Raw genomic sequence first — 22399 nt, forward strand, 5'->3', positions numbered from 1 at the left:
TCCCCTTACCAGTTGCGGAAGCGCTTGGGCGGGTCGTACAGACCGCCGGACCAGCGCACCAGGTCTTTCACCGAACGCGCGGCAAGAAGATCGCGGCTGGCATCGCGCACGTTGATGCCGAGATCGTCCGGGCGGCGGATCACTCCGCGGTCGCGCAGGTTTTCCACCATCGCGCGGTCGCGGCCCCTGCCGACGGCGGTGTAGCCGGCCACGCCGCGGATCGCCTGCTCGCGTTCTTCCGGGCTGCGGCAGAGCAGCAGGTTGGCGATGCCTTCCTCGGTCAGCACATGGCTGACGTCGTCGCCGTAGATCATCACCGGCGGCAGCGGCATGGCTGCGCGTTCGGCCAGCTCCCAGGCATCCAGTCGGTCGACGAAGGCCGGCGCCATGTGCTCGCGGAAGGTTTCCACCATCTGCACCACCAGCTTGCGCCCACGCGGCATCTCGCCCGGTCGCGCGGCCTGCTGGCCTGCCTTGATCCAGGCGTCGCTGGCATGGCGACGGCCGCGTGCATCAGAACCCATGTTGGGTGCACCACCAAAGCCTGCGATGCGGTCGCGCGTTGCGGTGGAGCTGTTGCCCTGCAGGTCGATCTGCAGGGTGGAGCCGATGAACATGTCGCAGGCATACAGTCCTGCAGTCTGCGAGAACGCACGGTTGGAGCGCATCGAACCGTCGGCGCCGGTGAAGAACACATCCCCGCGCGCGGCGATGTACTTCTCCATGCCCAGTTCCGAGCCGAACGAGTGCACCGATTTGACGAAGCCCGATTCGATGGCGGGAATCAGCGCCGGGTGTGGATTGAGCGCCCAGTGCTGGCAGATCTTTCCCTTCAGCCCCAGCGATTCGGCGTAGGTCGGCAGCAGCAGTTCGATCGCCGCGGTATCGAAGCCGATGCCGTGGTTGAGCCGGTTCACCCCGTACTCGGCGTAGATGCCCTTGATCGCCATCATCGCCATCAGCACCTGGATCTCGGAGATCTGCGCCGGGTCGCGGGTGAACAGCGGTTCGATGTGGTTCGGGCGCGGCGCCTGCACCACGAAGTTGACCCAGTCGGCAGGAATGTCGACGCGGGGGAGGGTATCGACGATCTCGTTGACCTGGGCGATGACGATGCCGCCACCGAATGCGGTGGCCTCCACGATCACCGGCGTGTCTTCGGTGTTGGGGCCGGTGTAGAGATTGCCGTGGCGGTCGGCGGCCTGCGCCGCGACCAGTGCCACGCGCGGGGTGAGGTCGATGAAGTAGCGGCCGAACAGTTCCAGGTAGGTGTGGATGGCGCCGATCTGGATGCGGCCCTCGGCCACCAGGTTGGCCAGCCGCACCGACTGCGGCCCGGAGAAGGAGAAGTCCAGTTTGGAGGCGATGCCGCGCTCGAACACATCCAGGTGCGAGGGCAGCGACAGCACCGACTGCACCATGTGCAGGTCATGCACCCTTGCCGGATCGAGGTCGGCCAGCGCCTGGGCGAGGAAGTCGGCCTGCTTCTGGTTGTTGCCTTCCAGGCAGACCTTGTCGCCCGGCTCCAGCAGCGCGTGCAGTAGATCGGCGATGTCGCCGGCCGCCACCTCGTGGCCCTTGGCCCATGGCGCGGCGCGCTCCAGCCGCGCCTGGCGGCCCCGCTCCAGCGTGTCCCAGCTCGGGTTCATCGACGGACTTCCGAATGGCGTTGGAATAATTACGCCATAATTATGGCGAACTGTGCAACCCGCAGCGCAGCAAATCTGACCGCCTGGCGTGCCGACCAACGGTCGGCACCCACCAAATGGCACCCAGCAAATGGCACCCACCAAAAAGAAGGGCCCGCGCGGAGGCGGGCCCATTCAGGTGGGCCACGACCGTTGGTCGTGGCGGAGCGTCGGCCGACCAACGGTCGGCACCCACCGTTTCCGCTGCGCGCCTCAGAACTTCCAGCGCAGGCTGGCCGCCACGAAGCGCGGTTCGCCGTAGTTGTTGTAGTCCAGGTTGGCCCAGTAGGTCTTGTCCAGCGCGTTGCGCACGCTCAGCGTCGCCGTCCAGTTGTCGCTGATGCGGTAGTTGGCGTTGAACTGCACCAGCGCATACGCCGGCTGGTTCACCGTCACCGTGGTGCCCACACCCACCGGGTAGGGGATGTTGTAGCCCTGCACCTTGCTCTGCCACTGCACGCCACCGCCGATGCTCAGGCGCTCCAGCGCGCCGCGCAGCTGCAGCTGGGTATTGAGCTGCAGCAGGTTCTCGGCCGGATTGGCGTACAGCAGGTCGGTGGCCGCGCGGGTCACCTTGACGTGGGTATAGCCGGCATTGACCGTCCAGCCCGGCAGGATCTCGCCGTTGACGTCCACTTCCCAGCCACGCGCCTTGGTGCCGTTGACGCCGATGTAGGCCGAGCTGCCATCGCTCAGCGAGCCTTCCGGCACGCCCATGTCACGCACCGCGTAGTTGTCCTGCTTGGCTTCGAAGATCGCCGCGTTGGCGGTCAAACGGCCATCAAACCACTGCGTTTTCAGGCCCGCTTCCAGGTTGGAGCCCTGCACTGGCGCCAGCAGGTTCTCGTTGCGGTCCTTGTAGTTCTGCGGGTTGAAGATCTCGGTGTAGCTGGCATAGGCCGCCACGTTCGGGGTGATGTCGTACACCAGGCCCACGTACGGGGTCACTTCATCGCTCACCTTGTACGCGCCGCTGGTAGCGGTATAGGCGCCGGCGGCGTTGTAGGCGCGGGTCTGGGTCTGCCAGCGGCTCAGGCGTGCGCCGGCGATCAGCGCCAGCGGGTCGGCCAGGCGCAGGCGGGTGGCCAGGTAGAAACCGCTCTGCGTGGTCTTGGCCACGCGGCGTGCGCCGGTAAGGGTGTACGTCACTTCGGAGATGTCGCCATCCCAGGTGTGCACGTTGGGGATGTAGTAGCAGCGCTCACGGCCACACGTCGCCCAATCGCGCGGGTAGTTCAGCGCCAGGGTATTGGTGGTGCCTTCCAGGTCGGCCCACTGCGCGCCCAGGGTCACGTCGTGCTCCTGGCCCCACAGGTTGAAGGTGCCGGTCAGGTAGGCGTCGACGTTGCGGCGGGTGTCTTCCGAATCGCCGGCGGCAGTGCGCAGGTAGATGCCCGCGCCGGTCACCGGGTCGGGATTGCCGGTGCCGTACAGGCGCATGTTCTGCACGTTGCCGCGGGTGTAGGCGGTGTTGATCTTCAGCAGCCAGTTCTCACCGAAGCGCTGTTCCAGGTTGGCGAATACCGTGCTGGTCTCGCGCTGCCAGTAACTCCACTTCGGTGCCAGGTTGGTCGAGCGCGGCAGATGCGCGAAGTTGCCCTTGCTGTCGAAGAACGGCACGGTGCCCCAGGTCGAACCCACCGGGTTGTTGTCCTGGGTCTGGTAGCCGACGGTGACCGTGGTGCTGTCGGTCACATCGCCTTCCAGCACGGCCATGCCGGCCATCTTGTTCTCTTTGTAGCGGTCGTAATAGAAATCGCGATCGGTGTAGGCGGCGACCACGCGGCTGCGGAAGCGGCCGTCGGCGGTCAGCGGCGCGGTCACGTCCGCCTCCATGCGGCGGTAGTCCCAGCTGCCGGCACTGACCGAGAACGAGGCGTCGAACTCCTTGCCCGGGCGCTTGCGCAGCAGGTTCACCGTGGCCGACGGCACGCCGGCGCCGCTGAGCAGACCATTGGCGCCGCGGATCACTTCCACCCGGTCGTAGAAGGCGGTGTCGTATTCCTGGTTGGTCGAGCCGCTGTAGGTGGGGATGCCGTCCACCTGGAAATCGGTGATGGCAAAGCCGCGCGCGTAGTACAGCGGGCGCTGGGTGTCATAGAAGGACACGCTGACGCCGGTGACATTGCGCAGCACGTCGTTGAGGCTGAACAACGATTCGTCCTGCAGGCGCTGCAGGCCGATCACCGTGGACGACTGCGGCGTTTCCTGCAGGGTGATCGGCAGGCGGGTGGTGCTGGACGGCGGCGCGGACTGCTCGGCGCGCACGCTTACCCGGTCCAGGGTCTTGGCGTCGGAGGCGTCGGCAGCGACCTCGGCGAACGCCGACGGTGCAACCACGGCGAGGGAGGACAGCAGGGCAGCCGGCAGCAGCGCACGGCGGGGCAGGCGGGTACGGAGAGTCAGGGACATGGCGGGCTCGAAGCGTGAAGGCGGGGAAGGGGCGGCAACAGTCGTCCAGCACCCGGGCGGCGGCTTCGGGCACATCAGGTCCATCTGGGAGCGGCGCGGTCACTGCGCAGGACGCAAATGTAAATAATTCTTAACAACATTACAATTCGCGTCATTGCGCACGGGTTTGTCGGCGCCTGGCAGGGGCTGGAGCGGGGTCGGATCCCGTTGCCCAGGCAACGGGCTCTGACCCCGCCCTCGGCGCTCAAGCGCGGGTCAGAGTCCTCCCGCACGGGAGGGCTCCGACCCGCCGCCGCATAAACGCAGACGGCCACCCGAGGGTGGCCGTCCGTTTGCATCCGTAAACCGCAGGCTTACAGCGCCTGCAGTTCCTCGTTGGCGTTGCGCTTTTCCTTGGCCGGGGCCGGCGCGGCCGTCGGTGCGAGGGCCGGTGTCGCGCCTGCTTCCACCGGGACCTCCAGGTAGGGCAGGTGCAGGGTCTGGCTGGTCAGCGTGCGGATCTCGTTGGTCAGCGCGGCACTGTCGTTGAGCTTGCGGCCGTACGACGGCACGATCTCGCGCAGGCGGGCTTCCCAACCGGCCTTCATCTGTTCCGGGAAGGCCTTGGCCATCAGGTCGAGCATGATCGGCGGCGAGGTCGAGGCACCCGGCGAGGCGCCCAGCAGCGCGGCGAGGGTGTGGTCCTTGTCGGTCACGATCTCGGTACCGAACTGCAGCACCGCGCCCTTCAGCGGATCACGCTTGATGATCTGCACGCGCTGGCCAGCGGTGACCAGCTTCCAGTCGCCCGGCTTGGCGTTGGGGAAGTACTTGACCAGTTCGGCCTGGCGATCGGCGTCGTTGAGGCGCGCCTGGCCCATCAGGTACTGCACCAGGTCCAGGTTGTCCTTGCCCACTTCCAGCATCGGGCCGACGTTGTTGTGGTTGACCGACGAATACAGGTCCCACCACGAGCCGTGCTTGAGGAACTTGGTGCTGTACAGCGCGAACGGTCCGAACAGGACCACCGGCTTGCCATCCAGCTTGCGCGCATCCAGGTGCGGCACCGACATCGGCGGGGAGCCGGTTTCGGCCATGCCGTAGGCCTTCACGCCATGGCGCGAGGTCACGTCCTGGCCCTGGAAGGCGAGGAACTGGCCGCCCACCGGGAAGCCGGCGTAGTCCTTCGATTCCGGGATGCCCGACATCTGCAGCAGCTTCAGCGCGGCGCCACCGGCACCGATGAACACGAAGCGGGCGTGGGTGGTGGATTCGGTGCCGGCCTTGAGATCCTTCACCGTCACGTTCCAGCTCTTGTCCGCGTTCTGCCGCAGGGCGCTGACCTCATGGTTGAGGTGCAGGCCGAAGTTCGGGCTGTGCAGCAGGCCGGCGGTCAGCTGGCGGGTGATCACGCCGAAGTTGACGTCGGTGCCCAGCGGCATCCAGGTCGCGGCGACCTTCTGCTTCGGGTCGCGGCCTTCCATCAACAGCGGTGCCCACTGCTTGATCTGCGCCGGGTCCTCGGAGTACTGCATGCCGTAGAACAGCGGGTTCTTCACCAGCGCCTGCTGGCGCTTGTGCAGATAGGCGATGTTGTCATCGCCCCAGACGAAGCTCATGTGCGGGGTCGGGTTGATGAAGTCGCTGGGCTGGCTCAGCCGGCCTTCCTTCACCTGGTGCGACCAGAACTGGCGCGAGACCTCGAACGATTCGGCGATGCCGACCGCGCGCTTGGTCTCGATGCTGCCATCGGGCAGTTCCGGGGTGTAGTTCAGTTCGGCGAATGCCGAGTGGCCGGTGCCGGCGTTGTTCCAGCCGTCCGAGCTTTCACCGGCGACGCCGTCGAGGCGCTCATAGACCTGGATGTTCCAGTCCGGCTGCAGTTCCTGCAGGTAGGTGGCCAGGGTGATGCTCATGATGCCGGCGCCGACCAGCACGACATCGACGGGCTTGTCGTTGCTCGCGGCGGGCACCGAGCGCTTGGTCAGCGGCCAGTACAGGAACAGTGCGGCGACCAGCAACAGCAGCACGAGCAGGGCGAGCAGGGCCTTGCCAAATTTCTTCATGGGGGCGGAATCGTTGGCGGGGGGAAGGGGTCAGGATGCGCAAGAAGCAGGGAAAGAGCGTGAAGAAACAACGCCTTGCAGCATTCCAGGGGCAATTTTAACCGCTTCTGGTCCGATTTTGATGCAACGCAGCATCCGGCCTGCGCGTTCGACCCCATCCCCGGTAGCGCCGGGCCATGCCCGGCGGCTGTTCCCGGCACCGCGCGTCAAGACAGCTCAAGTATCTCGTCACCGGCCTCGTCGACCTCGCCGGTCGCCTTCCAGCCCAGATGCCGATAGAAGCCATACGAGCGCGAACGCGGGTCCGCCGAGCAGGCCAGGAACAGGCGGGTGTGGCCTGAATCGCGGGTCAGGCTGACCACCTCCTGCAGCAGCTGCCGGCCGACGCCGCGGTTCTCGAATTCCGGCAGCAGGGCCAGCACCAGCACCTCGCCGCTTTCGCGGTCGGCAAAGCAGTAGCCGGCCATCCGCTCGCCCTCGCACGCGATGCGGCCAATCGAATCGCCATCGGCGATGCCGGCGGCCCAGCTCTCTTCGGTGATGCCCAGTTCGGCCAGCTGCGCGGCGCTGAAGGCGTTTTCGCGGGTGCGCCCGCGCAGGTCGATGCAGGCAGCGGCATCATCGGGGAGGGCATCGCGGTAGTGGATCGTCATCTGGGAAACCTGTGGTCGAACGGACCCACATGATTGTGGACGACCCGGATGGAGATTGGATGGAGACGGCGGCGGTCTTCAATCACTGCCGATGGTGAAGTATTCCGCCGCGAAGTAGGCCAGTTGATAGGCCAGTGTCGCTGCGGCCAGCACCAGTTGCATGCGCGCGCTGCGCAGATGCCATCCCAGCGCCGCAACGATGAGCATCAGCGCCGTGTGCAACGGGTAGGCATCCCCCAGCAGCCGCCATCGGCTTCCCCCTTTGATCGCGGTGTCCACAAGGTCCAGTAGCGTCAATATCGCGATCACCCCGAAGATCCAGCGCCGCCGCTGCATCAGGTAGTGGCCGTAACTGCCGTAGTCGCGCAGGTCGTCGGGAAACAGCAGCGCGCACAGCAGGAACCAGGTCGCGCTGTAGGTGATCACGAACAGATAGGTTTCAAACGTCCAGCGGTGCACTTCAACGAGGCGGAATTCCCACCACCAGAAGGTGACCAGCGACACCAGCGTCCACATCACCCAGCACAGGTGCAGCGCCGAACAGCCGCGCCGCTGCGGGTGTTCGATGATCTGCGCCAACCCCTTCAGCAGGGTGGTGATGGACAGGCCGAGGATGATCCCCATCACCACGCGGATATGCAGGAATACCGGTTCGGTTTCCATCAGCCAGCCCCCTCGTCGGTTGCGCCGATGCTTGCACAAAAAGGGGACGTAGGGATCAAGTCGTTTGTGGCAAGAAGGACTTGATCCCCTCGCTGCCCTCTTTTCAGCGCCTGCGCTGCACCAGCGCCGAGGCGGCGTCCAGCACCGCCCGGGTCAGCAGGGCCATGGTCTGCACGTCGCCCTTCCAGTGCTGCCAGTACAGCGGCACGTCTTCCCACGCGCGCTGCCGCACGTAGACCAGCCGTCCTGCATCCAGATGGCGCTTCACCAGCGGCAACGGGTTCATCGTCCAGCCGAGCCCGCCGAGATTGGCCTGGACGAAGGCGCGGGTCGAAGGAATCCACCAGGTCGGCGCGGTGCTGGGCAGGTCGGCACCGGCCATGCGCCGGGCAAAGCGCGACTGCATGTCGTCCTTGCGGTTGAACACCAGCACCGGTGCCTGCGCCAGTGCCTGCGCGGTGACGCCCTTGGCGAAATGGCGCTCGCGGAATTCCGGAGTACAGGTCGCGGCGTAGCGGATGCTGCCCAGCGCGTGGATCTGGCAGCCCTGCACCGGCTCGTCCAGGGTGGTCACCGCACCCAGCACGGTGCCCTGGCGCAGCAGCTCGACCGTGTGGTCCTGATCTTCCACCCGCAGGTCCAGGGTGGTGCCGGTGCCCTGCGCGAACTGCTGCGCCGCCTGCGGGAACCAGGTCTCCAGGCTGTCGTGGTTCACCGCCACCGGGATGCTGGCCTGTGGCAGGTCCTCGTCGGCCAGGCCCATGCGATGCAGGGCATCGTGCTCCAGCAGGGCGGTCTGCTCGGCCAGCTGCACCAGCAGCTGGCCCTCTGCGGTGGCGGTCGCAGGCGTGCCACGTTTGACCAGCAGCCGGCCGATGCGGTCCTCCAGTGCCTTGACCCGCTGCGAGATGGCCGAGGGGGTGACGTTGAGCGACTGCGCGGCACGGTCGAAGCTGCCTTCGCGGATCACCGCAGCCAGGGCCCGCAGCTGGGCATGGTCGATGCGCATGGCGATTAAGTTCCGCTAATGTTGGTTTAGTAAGTTTAGCTCGTCTTTTCTATGTTGCGGCGCGACAATGGCGCCCGTTCCGGTGCTGTCCGCCTTCGCGAGGCACCGCTCCCCCAAGCAAGACAAGGTAGTGAATCCCATGTTCTCGGTCATCTCCGCCAGCACCGGCCTTGGTGCCTGGTTCAGTGGTGCGGCTACCGGCATCGGCCTGTTTGCCGTGGTCGGCGCCCAGAGCGCCTTCATCCTGCGTCAGGGCATCCTGCGCAAGCACATCGTGCCGGTGGTGGCCACCTGTGCGGCCATCGATGCGATCTTCATCTTCGCCAGCGTGGCCGGCCTGCGCACGCTCACCACGGCGCTGCCGTGGCTGACCACCGCCGTCCTCTGGACCGGCGTGGCCTTCCTGGCCTGGTATGCGATGAAGTCGGCACGCCGTGCGATCGCCGGCGGCGGCGGCATGGGCGAAGCCGACAGCGATGACGGCAGCCGCCGTGCGGTGCTGATGGCGGCGGTCGGCTTCTCGTTGATCAACCCGCACTTCTGGCTGGACATGATGGTGATCGGCTCGATCGCCGAGAACTTCGGCAATGCACGCATGGCCTTCGCGGCCGGCGTGGTCACCGCCAGTTGCCTGTGGCTGACCGCGCAGGGCCTGGGCGCGCGCCTGCTGGCGCCGCTGTTCACCAAGCCCAGCACCTGGCGCGTGCTGGACGGCACCATCGCTGTGATCCTCAGCATCCTGGCCCTCACCCTGGCGGTGCGCGGGGTCCATTGACCCGGCGCACGCCCCCCGAACCCACGTCCTGACTCTCTCTCCAAGGTAAAGGTAGTGGTAACGACGGCACCGGTAACGGTGCCGTCGTTTTTTCTGTCCACTGGCGGATGCGTCGACGGGTTGCCTAGAATCGGCCTGCGGACAAGGGGTCCGTCTCCAAGGGGGAAGGATGCGCAGGACTGTGCTTGCCGTGCTGCTGTGCACGGTCGTGGGAGGGGCGACGGCGGGGGCCGGCGTGGTCGATCTGGACCGCTATCTGCGGCAGGAAGCGTTTACCGACATCCGGATTTCGCCCGGGGGGGAGTACGTGGCTGCCACGGTCCCGATCGAGGCCGGCACTGCGCTGGCGATCTACAGGATCGCCGACATGAAGATGGTCGGCACCTTCCGGCCGCCCCGCAACAACCATGCCCACACCTTTGATTGGGTCAGCAATGACCGTCTGCTGGTGGGAATGGCGCAGAAGTTCGGCGTGCTTGATCGCCCCGTGCTCACCGGCGAACTGTTCGGTATCAACGCCGATGGCAAGGGCGGTGAACTGCTGGTCGGCTACCGCACGGCTGAAACCGGCCTGGGCACCAACATCAAGGTCAAGCCGGCCGGCATGGTGGCCGCGTTCCTCACCGACGAATTGAAGGATGACGACCGCAACGTACTGGTTGCGGTAACGCCGTTCACGGCCAACGCCTTCACCCAGCTGGAGCGGATGGACGTGAACACCGGTCGCCGCAATGCCGTGGTGCGGGCGCCGATCGCACAGGCGGAATTCACTACCGATGCCCAGGGTGAGGTGCGCTTTGCCTACGGTTCCGGTACCGACGAGACGAGCAAGAAGCTCTATTACCGCGCAGGTGCCAGCAGCGAGTGGGTGCTGCTGAACGATGAGGCGCTCAGCCGACGCATCGAGGTGGCTATCGGCTTCTCTGCTGATGGTCGCCTGGCCTATCTGCAGACCGAGCAGGCCGAGGGACCCGATGCGATCGTAAGTTGGGACCCGCAGAGCAACGAGCGTCGGGTGGTACTGCGCGATGAGGTGGTCGATCCGCATCGGATCATCTTCCGGCCGGGAACCCGCGTGCCGGTGGGAGCCGAGTTCCTTGGAGACGTGCCACGGACGCGCTTCTTCGATGAAGCCTCGGCCGAAGCGCGCCTGTACCGCAGTCTCGAGGCAGGGCTGGGCGGCCCCGTGTACATCACCTCCAGTACCCGCGATGGCCGCACGGTGCTGGTGGAATCGCACTCCGCGCGCAACCCGGGCGACTTCTATCTTTACGACACCATCGACAAGCAGGCGCGCCACCTCATCAGCCGCAGTGACTGGATCGATCCGGCGCAGAGCGCCGTCGTCCAACCGGTCAGCCTGAAGGCGCGTGACGGGTTGGCGCTGCATGGCTTCCTCACCCTGCCGGCAGGCCAGCCGGCCACCGGCCTGCCCATGGTGGTGATGCCACATGGCGGGCCGATCGGGATCTTCGACGACGGAACGTACGACGTGGATGCGCAGATGCTGGCTGCTGCCGGCTATGCCGTGCTCCAGGTCAACTACCGTGGTTCGGCCAACTATGGGCGTGCGCACGCCCAGGCCGCGAAGCTGCAGTGGGGACGGGCGATGCAGGACGATGTCACCGATGCCACCCGCTGGGCGATCGCACAGGGCACGGCCGATCCGGCGCGCATCTGCATCTACGGCGGCAGCTATGGCGCCTATGCGGCGATGATGGGACCGGTGCGCGAGCCCGGCCTGTATCGCTGCGCTGCCGGCTATGTCGGTGTCTATGACCTGCCGTTGATGTACGCCCGCGGTGACATCCAGGATGATGCATCCGGATTGAGATACCTGCGCGAATGGGTCGGTCGGCCGAAGGAGCTGGTCGAGCAATCACCGGTCAACCTCGCTGCACAGATCCGCGTGCCGGTGCTGCTGGCGGCAGGAAGGGAAGATCAACGCGCACCGGTGGTGCATACCGAACGCATGGAAGCGGCGCTGAAGCAGGCCGGCACGCCGGTGGAGGCGCTGTACTACAAGGCCGAGGGGCACGGTTTCTACGGTCCGGCCAACCGGCGTGACTACTACACCCGGTTGCTTGCCTTCCTGTCGCGCAGCCTGGGCGGCGAAACCGCCAGCGCGACCGCAGGTGCTGACAAGGCGCCGTGAGGCAGACCAGCCGCGTCCTGCGGACCCGATGCCGGGCAGGGGATGCCCGGCTTCAAGGAGAACGTCATGAAGCATGCGAGGGTGCTGGCTGCATTGATGGCCATCTGCGGCGCGGTTGGGGTAGAGGCGGCGGAGGTTTCGCTGGACGGGTACGTGCGCCGCGCGGAGTTCAATGACATCCAGCTCTCGCCCACCGGCGAGTACCTGGCCATGACCTTGCCGCTGGACGGCGCAACTGCCGTGGCGGTGCTGCGTACCGACACGATGGAACTGGTCGGCAATTTCCGGCCGCCACGCAACAATCATGCAGCCCAGGTCGACTGGGTGAGTGATACCCGCCTGCTGATCGGTCTGGCCGAAAAATGGGGTCCGCTGGACCAACCGCGGCCGACGGGCGAATTGTATGCCATCGACGCCAATGGCAAACGCGGTGATCTTCTGGTCGGTTACCGTGCGCGCCCGGACGAGCCCGGCTTCGTGACCGGGCGGGTGGCCGAGCAGGTGGCTGCATTCCTGGCCGATCCGCTGCCTGCCGACGAACGCAATGTATTGATCTCGCTGTGGCCATTCGCCAACGACACCAATACGCGCTTGGAACGGATGGACGTCATCACCGGGCGCCGCATCCCCGTTTCGCGTTCACCGGTGCAGCGCGCGACGTTCACCACCGACAATCAAGGTGAACTGCGCTTCGCCCACGGTGCCGCTGCCGACAATGTCAACAAGCTCTACTACCGCGAAGGGCGCGATCGTTGGACGCTGGTCAACGACGAAGGCAACAGTCACCGCATCGAACGCCCGATCGGCTTTTCCGCCGACAACCGCCTGGCCTACCTGGTGGTGGAGCAGGCCCGCGGCCCGGACGCGGTGGTCAGCTGGGACCCGGTCAGCGGAGAGCGGCGCACGCTGCTGCAGGACGATACCGTTGACCCTACCCGCGTGGTCTACCAGCCCGGCACACGCGTGCCGGTGGGCATCCAGTTCGTCGGCGCTGTTACGCGTACGGCCTTCTTCGATGAGCAGTCGCCGACCGCCAGCATCCAGCGCAAGCTTGAAAAGGCGTTTCCAGGGCAGGCGGTGAGCCTGCTCTCCGGCACCCGCGACAACGCTCGCCTGCTGGTGAAGGTGAGCTCGGCGACCAATCCCGGCGATTATTTCCTGTACACCACCGCCACCCGCAACGCCGCTTTTCTCACCAGCCGCCATCGCTGGTTCGATCGCGAGAGCGGTGCCAGCGTGCGCCCGGTTACCCTGGCTGCGCGGGATAGCCTGCCGCTGCACGGCTTCCTAACCCTGCCCAAGGACAGTGATGGGCACAATTTGCCGATGGTGGTGGTCCCGCACGGTGGCCCGATCGGTGTGTTCGATGACGGTGGTTTCGAGCGCGAGAATCAGTTGCTGGCCGACGCCGGTTACGCGGTGCTGCAGGTCAACTTCCGTGGCTCGGGCAATTACGGCCGGGCGCATACACAGGCCGCTGCCCAGCAATGGGGCCGCGCGATGCAGGACGATGTGACCGACGCCACGCGTTGGGCGATCACCCAAGGCATCGCTGACGGCGGACGCATCTGCATCTACGGCGCCAGCTACGGTGCGTACTCGGCGATGATGGGCGCCGTGCGCGAGCCCGGGCTGTACCGGTGCGCGGCGGGCTATGTCGGCGTGTACGACCTGCCGTTGATGTTCAAACGTGGCGATATCCAGGATCGTGCGTCGGGCGTGACCTACCTGCAGCAGTGGCTGGGCGACCCGGCGACACTGGATGCCGTGTCGCCGGTCAACCTGGCGGCACGCATCAAGGTGCCGGTGCTGCTTGCCGCTGGTCGTGAAGACCTTCGCGCGCCCGTGCAGCACACCGAGCGCATGGAGGCCGCGTTGAAGCAGGCCGGCGTACCGGTGGAAGCGGTGTACTACCCACGCGAGGGGCATGGGCTGTACAGCGAAGCCAACCAGCGCGATTACTACACCCGGTTGCTTGCCTTCCTGTCGCGCAGCCTGGGCGGTGGTACGGCAGCAGCCGCGACGGCTCCGAGCAAAGCCAAGGCACCCTGAAACAGATGCGGCGGCAACCGCCATGGTTGCCGCCGCAGCCACTCGCCAATGGGGGTTACTTCACCCCGTGCATCATCCGCTTCAACAACGGCGCGGCGATGAAGGCCAGCAACGCGCAGCCCAGGCCGATCCACATCAGCAGCCAGAACAGGTGTGCATAGGCACCGGCGGCAGCGGCCATGTCCAGTGTTTCGCCTTCGGGCACGTCAATCGCCGCCAGCTTGCCGAACAGCGCGGCCAGTGTTTCCGAGAAGGCCGTGGCCAGGAACCAGGTGCCCATCATCAGGCTCATCACCCGTGGTACCGCCAGCTGGGTCACCGCCGACAGGCCCACCGGCGACAGGCACATCTCGCCGCTGGCCAGCAGGAAGTAGGCCAGTACCAGCCACCACACGCTGGCCATCTCGCCGGTGGCACCGACGTGCTGCGCGGCCAGTGCCAGCGGCACGAACGACAGCGCGCCGATCACCAGGCCCCAGGCTGATTTCACCGGCTTGCCCGGTTCCCAGCCGCGGCGGTCCATCCACGTCCACAGCGCAGCGAAGGCTGGCGCCAGCAACACCAGGAACAGGCCGCCCAGATAGGTCAGCGAACCGGCGGTCTGCGGAATCACCAGGCAGTCACGCACCAGCAGCACCAGCATCAGCGCAACGATGCCGATGAAGAACGTACGCGGCGCGGCCGAACCAGGACGGCGTTCGGACAAGCGCGCGCTGACCACGAAGCCCAGCGGCGCCAGCAGCAGCGACACGATCGACCACGGCAGCGGCGAGCCTTCGCGGATCACCAGCGCCGGCACGATGTCCTTGGTCAGCAGGCGATCAGTAAAGGTCACCCACGAGCCGTACGACTGCTCGTACATCGTGAAGAACACCAGCGCCATGAAGATCAGCACCATCAGCGCGATCATCTGCTGGCGCTGCACCGGCGTGCACTTCGTGCCGGTGAACCACGCGAACCAGACCAGCACGCCGCCCAGCACCACCAGCATCAGCATCAGCGCCAGGCTGATTTCACCGCCAAGCGCGAAGGCACCGTTGCCGGCCGCCCACATCAGCCAGGCCACCGGCAGCACGCCGATCACCGCGCACAGGTAGATCAGCCATTCGCGCGGCAGGCCCAGCACCTTCTGCTTCAACGTGGCCGGCTGCGGCGGTTCGGCGTGGCCCTGCAGGTACTTCTGGCCCCACAGGAACATCGCCAGGCCGGCGATCATGCCGATGCCGGCCGCACCGAAACCATACTTCCAGCCGTAGACCTCGCCGAGGAAACCGCACACCAGCGAGGAGAACAGGGCGCCCAGGTTGATGCCGGCGTAGAACAGCGAGAAGCCCGAATCGCGGCGCGGATCGTCCTGTGGGTAGAGCTTGCCGACGATGGTGGAGATGTTCGGCTTGAGGAAGCCGACGCCCATGATGATCAGCGCCAGCGACAGGTAGGTCACGGCCAGTGCCGAGGTGTCGCGCACCACTTCACCATTGACCCGGTACGCCGCGTGGCCCTCGAAGGCCATGCCGAGGTGGCCGAGCACCAGCAGGATGCCGCCGAACAGCACCGCCCGGCGCATGCCCAGCCAGCGGTCGGCCAGCATGCCGCCGAACACCGGGATGCAGTACACCAGGCCGCCGTAGGCACCGAGCAGGTCCAACCCGGCCTTGTCGCCGAACAGGTGGTATTTGGTGAGATACAGCAGCAGCAGCGCCTTCATGCCGTAGAAGGAGAAGCGCTCCCACATTTCGGTGAAGAAGCAGACGTAGACGCCCTTGGGGTGACCCAGGAAGTCGTCGGAAGCGATAGCAGTGGAATTCATCGCGGAATTATAGGCCCGCGCCCGCTTTCAGTAGATCCACGCCATGCGTGGATGGCCGCCCCGGTACATGGCCTACAGATACCGCAACCAGGCCAGGTCGCGTCGCCGTGCCTTGAACCGCGCGAACGCCCGCGTTGGTGGATACAGCACCACCGCCAGCGCGCAGGCCACCAGCAGCAGGCCGGCCACCGAGTCCAGTGCATACAGGCAACCGTGGGTCGGGCCCCAGGCCTTCAGCGCGGCCAGGTACAGCAGCTTCAGCACGTACAGGTGCAGCAGGTAGAAGAACATCGGCGCTGCACCGATATCGGCCAGCGGCCGCAGCGCACGCGCCAGCGGCGGCCACTCATACAGCCGCAACAGCAGCAGGCCCGCGCCAAGGGTCAGCAGCAGGAACTGCAGCGAGGGCGGGTACTTGGTGATGTTGAACACGCTCATCCACGTGCGCAGCGTGGTCTGCTGGTACTGCCAGGGCGCGTCGCCATAGTCGTTGGCGAAGCGCAGCAGGGCGAAGGCGGCCAGCGCGCCCAGCCCGGCCCACAGCAATCGCTGTCGGCGCTGTTCCGGGTCGCTGCTGGCAGCGAACCACGGCGCCATCAGGTAGCCCAGCGCGATCACCCCGATCCACGGCAGCACCGGGTAGGAGGTACGCAGGCTCAACGGCCCCGCCTCGATCCAGTCACGCTGGTGCAGCACCTTCCACAGCACCGCCAGGGCGCCGTCGCCCTGCACGCGTACGCCATCCAGCAGGTTGTGGCCAACCACCAGCGCCACCGCCAGCATCGCCAGCACCGGCCGCGGCAGCCACAGCAGGCCAGCCAGCGCGATCATGCTCAGGCCGATCGCCCAGATCACCTGCAGGTACACCGTGTCCGGCGGGAACTGGAAGGTCCAGGCGAAGTTGACCAGGGTCAGTTCCAGCACCACGAGGAACAGGCCGCGCTTGAGCAGGAAGGCGGCGATGGCGCGGCGCGGGTCGGCCTGGCGTTGACCATACAGCCACGCCGACAGGCCGGTCAGCAGCACGAACACCGGTGCGCACAGGTGCGCCAGCAGGCGGCAGGCGAACAGGGCAGGGGACACGGTCGCCGCGTCCATCGGGTCGCTCACCTGGTACTGCAGGAAGAACGTCTCGCGGACGTGGTCGAGCAGCATCAGCAGCATCACGGTGCCGCGCAGCTGGTCGATGGAGGCCAGCCGGGGGGAGGCAGAGGAGGGCATGCGGTGGGGGCGTATGGGGCGGCGGAAAGTTATAACATAGCGTTTGCGGCATGCCCACTCGGGCTTTGCCGCATCGGTTCGCTGGCCGTGCCGCTGCGGGTCTGTGTCTGTTCCGTGCTCGGCCCCCATCCTTTGGCACGCTGGACTTGCTGGCCCCTGAACGCTAGCGTGCAAGGGATTTTTTGCCAGCAGGGGCTTTCATGAACCATGACGCTGCGCCCAAGCAGCTCACTTTCCGCGCGGTGGTCCTTGCCATCGTGCTGGCGGTGGTGCTGTCGGCCGCAAACGCCTATCTCGGTCTGTTCGCAGGCCTGACCATCGCCACCGCGATTCCCGCCGCGGTCATTTCCATGGGCGTGCTGCGCCTGCTGGGTGGCGGTTCCATCCTTGAGAACAACATCGTGCAGACCGGCGCTTCGGCCGGTTCGTCGATCGCCGCCGGTGTGATCTTCACCATCCCCGCGCTGGTGATCATGGGCTACTGGCCGGACTTCAAGTACTGGTGGGTGCTGGGCATCGCCGGTCTCGGTGGCCTGCTGGGCGTGCTGTTCTCGGTGCCGCTGCGGCGTTCGATGATCGTCGAAGACCCGCTTCCGTTCCCGGAAGGCAAGGCGGCGGCCGAAGTGCTCAAGGCCGGTGAAAACCCCGGCCCGGGCCTGAAGATCCTCGGCCTGTCGGCAGTGATCGGTGCCTTCGTGAAGCTGGCCGCGGAAAGCGGCATGCGCCTGATCCCCGATGCCTGGGCCACCTCGGCCTATGTCGGCAGTTCCAAGATCACCGCGTTCATCGGTACCAACCTGTCGCCGGCGCTGCTGGGCGTGGGCTACATCGTCGGCCTCAACGTCGGCATCGTGGTGGTGTCCGGCTCGATCCTGACCTGGCACATCGCCATTCCGATCTACCAGGCGTTCTTCATGAACACCGATCCGGCGCTGGCCGCCTCGATCGCCACCGCCTCGTCCACCGAAGCGGCGTTCGCCATCTGGGGCGCGAAGATGCGTTACCTGGGCGTCGGCGCGATGCTGATCGGTGGCATCTGGACCCTGATCTCGCTGCGCAAGTCGCTGCTCAACGGCGTCAAGAGCGGCTTTGCGGCCGCGCGCAAGAGCGGTGGCCCGGTACTGGCGCACACCGAGCGCGACCTGCCGATGAAGTGGATGCTGGTGGCCCTGGTGGTGTTCACCCTGCCGCTGCTGGCGCTGTACCAGGCCATCGTCGGCCAGTGGCACGTATCGATCCCGATGACCCTCATCATGATCGTCGCCGGCTTCCTGTTCGTTTCGGTATCGGCCTACCTGGCCGGTCTGATCGGCTCGTCCAACAATCCGGTCTCGGGCATCACCATCTCCACCATCCTGTTCGCTTCGGCGGTGCTGGTGCTGCTGCTGGGCAAGGATGGCCTGCAGCCGGTCGGTGCCTTCGGTGCGCCGCTGGGCGCGGTGGCCGCGATCATGATCGGCGCGGTGGTGTGCTGTGCCGCCGCCGTGGGTGGCGACAACCTGCAGGACCTCAAGGCCGGCTACATCGTCGGTGCCACCCCGTGGAAGCAGCAGCTGATGCTGGGCATCGGCGCGTTCTCGTGCGCGCTGATCATGGCCCCGGTGCTGAACCTGCTGGCCACCGCCTACGGCATCGGCGTCAAGTCGGAGCTGCATCCGAATGCGCTGGCCGCACCGCAGGCGAACCTGATGGCGTCGGTGGCCAAGGGCCTGTTCGGCGGCGAGCTGCCGTGGACCTTCATCGGCATCGGTGCCGTGGTCGGTGCCGCCATCATCGCGTTCGACAGCTGGCTGAAGTCGCGCAACTCGCGTTTCCGCGTGCCGGTGCTGGCCGCGGCGATCGGCATCTACCTGCCGCTGGAACTGATGGTGCCGATCTTCCTCGGTGGCCTGATCTCCTACCTGGTCGAGCGCTTCCACAAGGTGCGCGCCGATGACGAAGAGGGCCGCGACCGCGTGCACAAGCCGGGCGTGCTGTTCGCTGCCGGCCTGATCACCGGTGAGGCGCTGATGGGTATCGCCATCGCCGTGCCGATCGTGGTCAGCAGCCGCGCCGACGTGCTCGCCGTGCCGTTCCACCTGCCGGCCGCGCAGTGGATCGGCCTTGCCGTGCTGTTCCTGGTCGGCTGGCTGATCTACCGCACCGGCAAGCGCGCCGTGGCATGACGCCCACGGGGTCGGATCCCTTCCCGCAGGGAAGGGCTCTGACCCCATGCTGGCAGCGTTTGGGGTCAGAGCCGATTCCTGCGGAATCGGATCCGACCCCGACCTCCGACAAACCGCGCTTCGGCGCGGTTTGCTTTTTCTGGCGGCAGCTCAGCCCGGGCCATGACCGATGGCCTTGGCAGGCCCGGCCGCGCAGGCCTACCATCGGTTTTTTGCCGTCCTGCGGAGACCCCGATGAAACTGCGTCATGCCCTGCTGCCACTGAGCCTGCTGGCTGCCCTGCCCAGCGTCGCCGCTGCCCGTGGCCTGGAAATCCGCGACATGGTGGCCATGGACCGCGTCTCCGCGCCGGTACTGACCGCTGACGGCGGCACCGTGGTGTTCGCCAAGCGCAGCACCGATGCCAACCTCAAGGCCAGCACCGCCCTGTTCGCGCGTAACCTGCGCACCCGCGATGCGGCACCGCCGAAGCAGATCACCCCGGCCGGCTGGAACGTCAACTCGGCCTCGTTGTCGGCCAATGGCCAGACCGTGTACTTCCTGAGCGCCAAGAACGGCAGCCAGCAGCTGTACTCGCTGCCGATCACTGGCGGTGCTCCGCACCAGCTGACCGATTTCCCGGTGGACGTGGACAGCTACCACGTGTCGCCGCAGGACGACCGCGTGCTGTTCAGCGCCGGCGTGTTCCAGGCCTGTGCCTCGGACCTGGCCTGCACCGAAAAGAAGCTGAAGGACGTGGCCGGCGCCAAGGCCAGCGGCAAGGTCTTCGATTCGCTGTTCGTGCGCCACTGGGATACCTGGAACGACGGCCGTCGCAACACCTTGTTCGTCGCCCCGCTGCCGGCGGCCAAGGCCGGTGCGGTCAAGGGCGCTTCGGCGCTGAGCGCGACCATCGATGGTGACGCTCCGTCCAAGCCGTTCGGTGGCAATGATGATTTCGCGTGGTCGCCGGATGGCAGCAGCGTGGTCGCCAGCATCCGCGTGGCCGGCAAGCAGGAGTCGTGGTCGACCAACTTCGACCTGTACCGCTTCGATGCCGCCGGCAAGCAGGCGCCGGTCAACCTGACCGCCTCCAACCCGGCCTGGGATGCCGGCCCGGTGTTCAGCGCCGACGGCAAGACCCTGTTCTACCGCGCGATGAAGCGCCCGGGCTTCGAGGCCGATCGCTTCGGCCTGATGGCGATGGACCTGGCCAGCGGCAAGACCCGCGAGATCGCTCCGCAGTGGGACCGTTCGGCTGGTGGCATCGCCCTGTCCGCCGACGGCACCAGCATCTACACCACTGCCGATGACCTCGGCGAACACCCGCTGTTCCAGATCGATGTGGCCAGCGGCAAGGCCACCAAGCTGATCGGCGACGGCAGCGTCACCGCTGTCGACGTGGCCGGCAACAGCGTGGCGATCACCCGCAACAGCCTGAAGAGCAACGACCAGGTGCTGGTCGGCCTGCTGCCGGCCGCTGGCGAGCCGATCGGTGCGCTGCGCGCGCTGACCCCCGCCGCTGGCGAGGTGCTGAAGGACGTGTCGTTCGGCGACTACGAGCAGTTCGAGTTCAAGGGCTGGAACAACGACACCGTCCATGGCTATGTGGTCAAGCCGCACAACTACCAGGAAGGCAAGTCCTACCCGGTCGCGTTCCTGATCCATGGCGGCCCGCAGGGCAGCTTCGGCAATGGCTGGAGCTACCGCTGGAACCCGCAGACCTATGCGGGCCAGGGCTACGCGGTGGTGATGATCGACTTCCATGGCTCCACCGGTTACGGCCAGGCCTTCACCGATGCGATCAGCCAGCACTGGGGTGACCGTCCGCTGGAAGACCTGCAGAAGGGCTGGAGCGCGGCGCTGAAGAAGTACGATTTCCTCAACGGTGACAAGGCCTGTGCACTGGGCGCCAGCTACGGCGGCTTCATGGTCAACTGGATCGCCGGCAACTGGAACAGCCCGTTCAAGTGCCTGGTCAACCATGACGGCGTGTTCGACCAGCGCATGATGGGTTACGCCACCGAAGAACTGTGGTTCACCGAATGGGAGCAGGGCGGTACCCCGTACCAGAAGGCGGCGAACTACGAGAAGTTCAATCCGGTCAACCACGTGGCTGACTGGAAGAAGCCGATCCTGGTGATCCACGGCCAGCAGGACTTCCGCATTCCGGTCGAGCAGGGCCTGGCCGCGTTCACCGCTGCCCAGCGCCAGGGCATCGAGTCGAAGTTCCTGTACTTCCCGGATGAAAACCACTGGGTGCTGAAGCCGAACAACAGCATCCTGTGGCATGACACCGTCAACGCCTGGCTGAAGCAGCACATCGGCGAATAAGCGATACCGGTGCCGCCCTTCGGGGCGGCGCTTTTGTTTCGCCATCTGCTTCACCGGTGGGTGCCGACCGTTGGTCGGCACACCTTCCTGAGCTTCCGCCAACAGCAGCCGAGCGCGGCTCGGCTCTACAAGAGCGCCTGCATGCCTTCGACTGCCCTGATCCAGAACGACATCGTCGTCTTCGGTTTGATCGCCGCCACTCTTGGCGCCGTGTTCTGGACCGCTTCGCGCGAGCAGGGCCTGTGGAAGCGCTTCTATACCTTCGTGCCGGCGCTGCTGCTGTGTTACCTGCTGCCGGGCATCTACAACACATTCGGCCTGATCGACGGGCAGAACACCAAACTGTACAACCCGGTCGCGCGTGACATCCTGCTGCCGGCGGCGCTGATCCTGTTGACCCTGGCGGTGGACATCAAGGGCATCCTGCGGCTGGGGCCGAAACTGGTGCTGATGTACCTGGGTGCCTCGGCCAGCATCATGCTGGGTGCGGTGGTGGCGTTCCTGGTGATGCGTGCGATCCATCCCGATACCGTCGCCGGCGATACCTGGGCCGGCATGGCCGCACTGGCCGGCAGCTGGATCGGCGGTGGTGCCAACATGCTGGCCATGCGCGAAGTGTTCGACGTCAACGCGACCACCTTCGGCCAGTTCGCGGTGGTCGATGTGGGGGTTGGCTACGTGTGGATGGCGGCGCTGATCTTCCTCGCCGGGCGCGCGGCGAAGATCGATGCACGCAGTGGAGCCGACACGTCGGCAATTGATGAGCTGAAAGAGCGCATCACCCGCTTCCAGGCCGAACACGAGCGCATCCCCAGCCTGACCGACCTGATGCTGATCGTGGCCGTGGCCTTCGGTGGCGTCGGTCTTGCCCACGCCATCGGCGCGCCGCTGGCGGCGTGGTTCAAGGTCAATGTCAGCTGGGCATCGCAGTTCAGCCTGGATGCGCCGTTCGTGTGGGTGGTGGTGCTGTCGACCACGCTCGGCCTGGGGCTGAGCTTTACCCGGGCTCGCAACCTGGAGGGTGCGGGCGCCTCACGACTGGGCTCGCTGCTGCTGTATTTCCTGATCGCCTGCATCGGCATGCAGATGGATCTGCTGGCGCTGCTGGATCGCCCGTGGCTGTTCCTGCTCGGCATCATCTGGATCAGCGTGCACATCGCGCTGCTGTGGTGCCTGGGCAGGCTGCTGAAGGTGCCGTTCTTCTACTTCGCCATCGGCTCGCAGTCGAACATCGGCGGCCCGGCCTCAGCGCCGGTGGTGGCCGCTGCGTTCCATCCGGCGCTGGCACCGGTGGGCGTGCTGCTGGGCACGATGGGGTATGCCACCGGCACCTATCTGGCGTATGTGGTCGGCATCACCCTGCGCGCGCTGGCAGGGCAGGGTTGATCCTGTAGAGCCGAGCCCATGCTCGGCTGCTTGTGCATTTGTGCAGGCAACG

The 22399-nt window shown here is 66.2% G+C and carries 14 protein-coding genes; 6 read left to right on the top strand and 8 right to left on the bottom strand.

What is annotated here, in order from left to right; translation table 11 throughout:
- Window positions 1-5: 5 nt before the first annotated feature.
- The 6 genes from mdcA to CR156_RS02790 form a co-directional block, all read right to left on the bottom strand.
- Entirely contained in the window at window positions 6-1649 is a 1644-nt protein-coding gene (gene mdcA / locus CR156_RS02765) for a malonate decarboxylase subunit alpha (RefSeq protein ID WP_100551827.1), read from the bottom strand.
- Window positions 1650-1901: 252 nt separating this feature from the next.
- On the bottom strand, window positions 1902-4100 hold the full coding sequence (locus CR156_RS02770) for a TonB-dependent siderophore receptor (protein WP_100551828.1): 2199 nt from the start codon (window positions 4098-4100) through the stop codon (window positions 1902-1904).
- 353 nt (window positions 4101-4453) lie between these two features.
- Window positions 4454-6145: a malate dehydrogenase (quinone) gene (gene mqo / locus CR156_RS02775; RefSeq protein ID WP_100551829.1), complete on the bottom strand. Its 1692-nt coding sequence runs from the start codon at window positions 6143-6145 to the stop codon at window positions 4454-4456.
- Window positions 6146-6351: 206 nt separating this feature from the next.
- Window positions 6352-6798 (bottom strand): GNAT family N-acetyltransferase, encoded by a 447-nt coding sequence (locus CR156_RS02780; RefSeq protein WP_100551830.1) that lies wholly within the window; start codon window positions 6796-6798, stop codon window positions 6352-6354.
- A 78-nt stretch (window positions 6799-6876) separates the two neighbouring features.
- A complete protein-coding gene (locus tag CR156_RS02785; RefSeq protein ID WP_099819359.1) occupies window positions 6877-7461 on the bottom strand; it encodes a hypothetical protein in 585 nt (194 codons plus the stop codon).
- 103 nt (window positions 7462-7564) lie between these two features.
- Complete coding sequence (locus CR156_RS02790; protein WP_100551831.1) at window positions 7565-8470, bottom strand: LysR family transcriptional regulator ArgP; 906 nt, start codon at window positions 8468-8470, stop codon at window positions 7565-7567.
- A gap of 139 nt (window positions 8471-8609) precedes the next feature.
- Between CR156_RS02790 and CR156_RS02795 the strand changes: the two genes are divergently transcribed.
- The 3 genes from CR156_RS02795 to CR156_RS02805 all read left to right on the top strand — a co-directional run bounded on the left by CR156_RS02795 (window position 8610) and on the right by CR156_RS02805 (window position 13452).
- Window positions 8610-9245: a LysE/ArgO family amino acid transporter gene (locus tag CR156_RS02795; protein ID WP_025873889.1), complete on the top strand. Its 636-nt coding sequence runs from the start codon at window positions 8610-8612 to the stop codon at window positions 9243-9245.
- A gap of 169 nt (window positions 9246-9414) precedes the next feature.
- On the top strand, window positions 9415-11400 hold the full coding sequence (locus CR156_RS02800) for an alpha/beta hydrolase family protein (RefSeq protein ID WP_100551832.1): 1986 nt from the start codon (window positions 9415-9417) through the stop codon (window positions 11398-11400).
- Between the two features lie 66 nt (window positions 11401-11466).
- A complete protein-coding gene (locus CR156_RS02805) occupies window positions 11467-13452 on the top strand; it encodes an alpha/beta hydrolase family protein (RefSeq protein WP_100551833.1) in 1986 nt (661 codons plus the stop codon).
- Between the two features lie 55 nt (window positions 13453-13507).
- Here the strand turns inward: CR156_RS02805 and CR156_RS02810 are convergent, their stop codons facing one another.
- Complete coding sequence (locus tag CR156_RS02810; RefSeq protein WP_100551834.1) at window positions 13508-15262, bottom strand: peptide MFS transporter; 1755 nt, start codon at window positions 15260-15262, stop codon at window positions 13508-13510.
- 72 nt (window positions 15263-15334) lie between these two features.
- On the bottom strand, window positions 15335-16483 hold the full coding sequence (locus CR156_RS02815) for a DUF1624 domain-containing protein (protein ID WP_100551835.1): 1149 nt from the start codon (window positions 16481-16483) through the stop codon (window positions 15335-15337).
- A 200-nt stretch (window positions 16484-16683) separates the two neighbouring features.
- Here CR156_RS02815 and CR156_RS02820 point away from each other — a divergent pair, with 200 nt between their 5' ends.
- The 3 genes from CR156_RS02820 (at window position 16684) to CR156_RS02830 (ending at window position 22347) form a co-directional block, all read left to right on the top strand.
- Window positions 16684-18648: an OPT family oligopeptide transporter gene (locus CR156_RS02820; RefSeq protein WP_089239520.1), complete on the top strand. Its 1965-nt coding sequence runs from the start codon at window positions 16684-16686 to the stop codon at window positions 18646-18648.
- A 234-nt stretch (window positions 18649-18882) separates the two neighbouring features.
- The gene (locus tag CR156_RS02825) at window positions 18883-20961 is read left to right on the top strand and encodes an alpha/beta hydrolase family protein (RefSeq protein ID WP_100551836.1); all 2079 of its coding nucleotides are present in this window, start codon (window positions 18883-18885) and stop codon (window positions 20959-20961) included.
- 141 nt (window positions 20962-21102) lie between these two features.
- Complete coding sequence (locus CR156_RS02830; RefSeq protein ID WP_100551837.1) at window positions 21103-22347, top strand: DUF819 family protein; 1245 nt, start codon at window positions 21103-21105, stop codon at window positions 22345-22347.
- Window positions 22348-22399 lie beyond the last annotated feature (52 nt).

Origin of the sequence: Stenotrophomonas lactitubi, from assembly GCF_002803515.1 — a bacterium.
Lineage (GTDB): Bacteria > Pseudomonadota > Gammaproteobacteria > Xanthomonadales > Xanthomonadaceae > Stenotrophomonas > Stenotrophomonas lactitubi.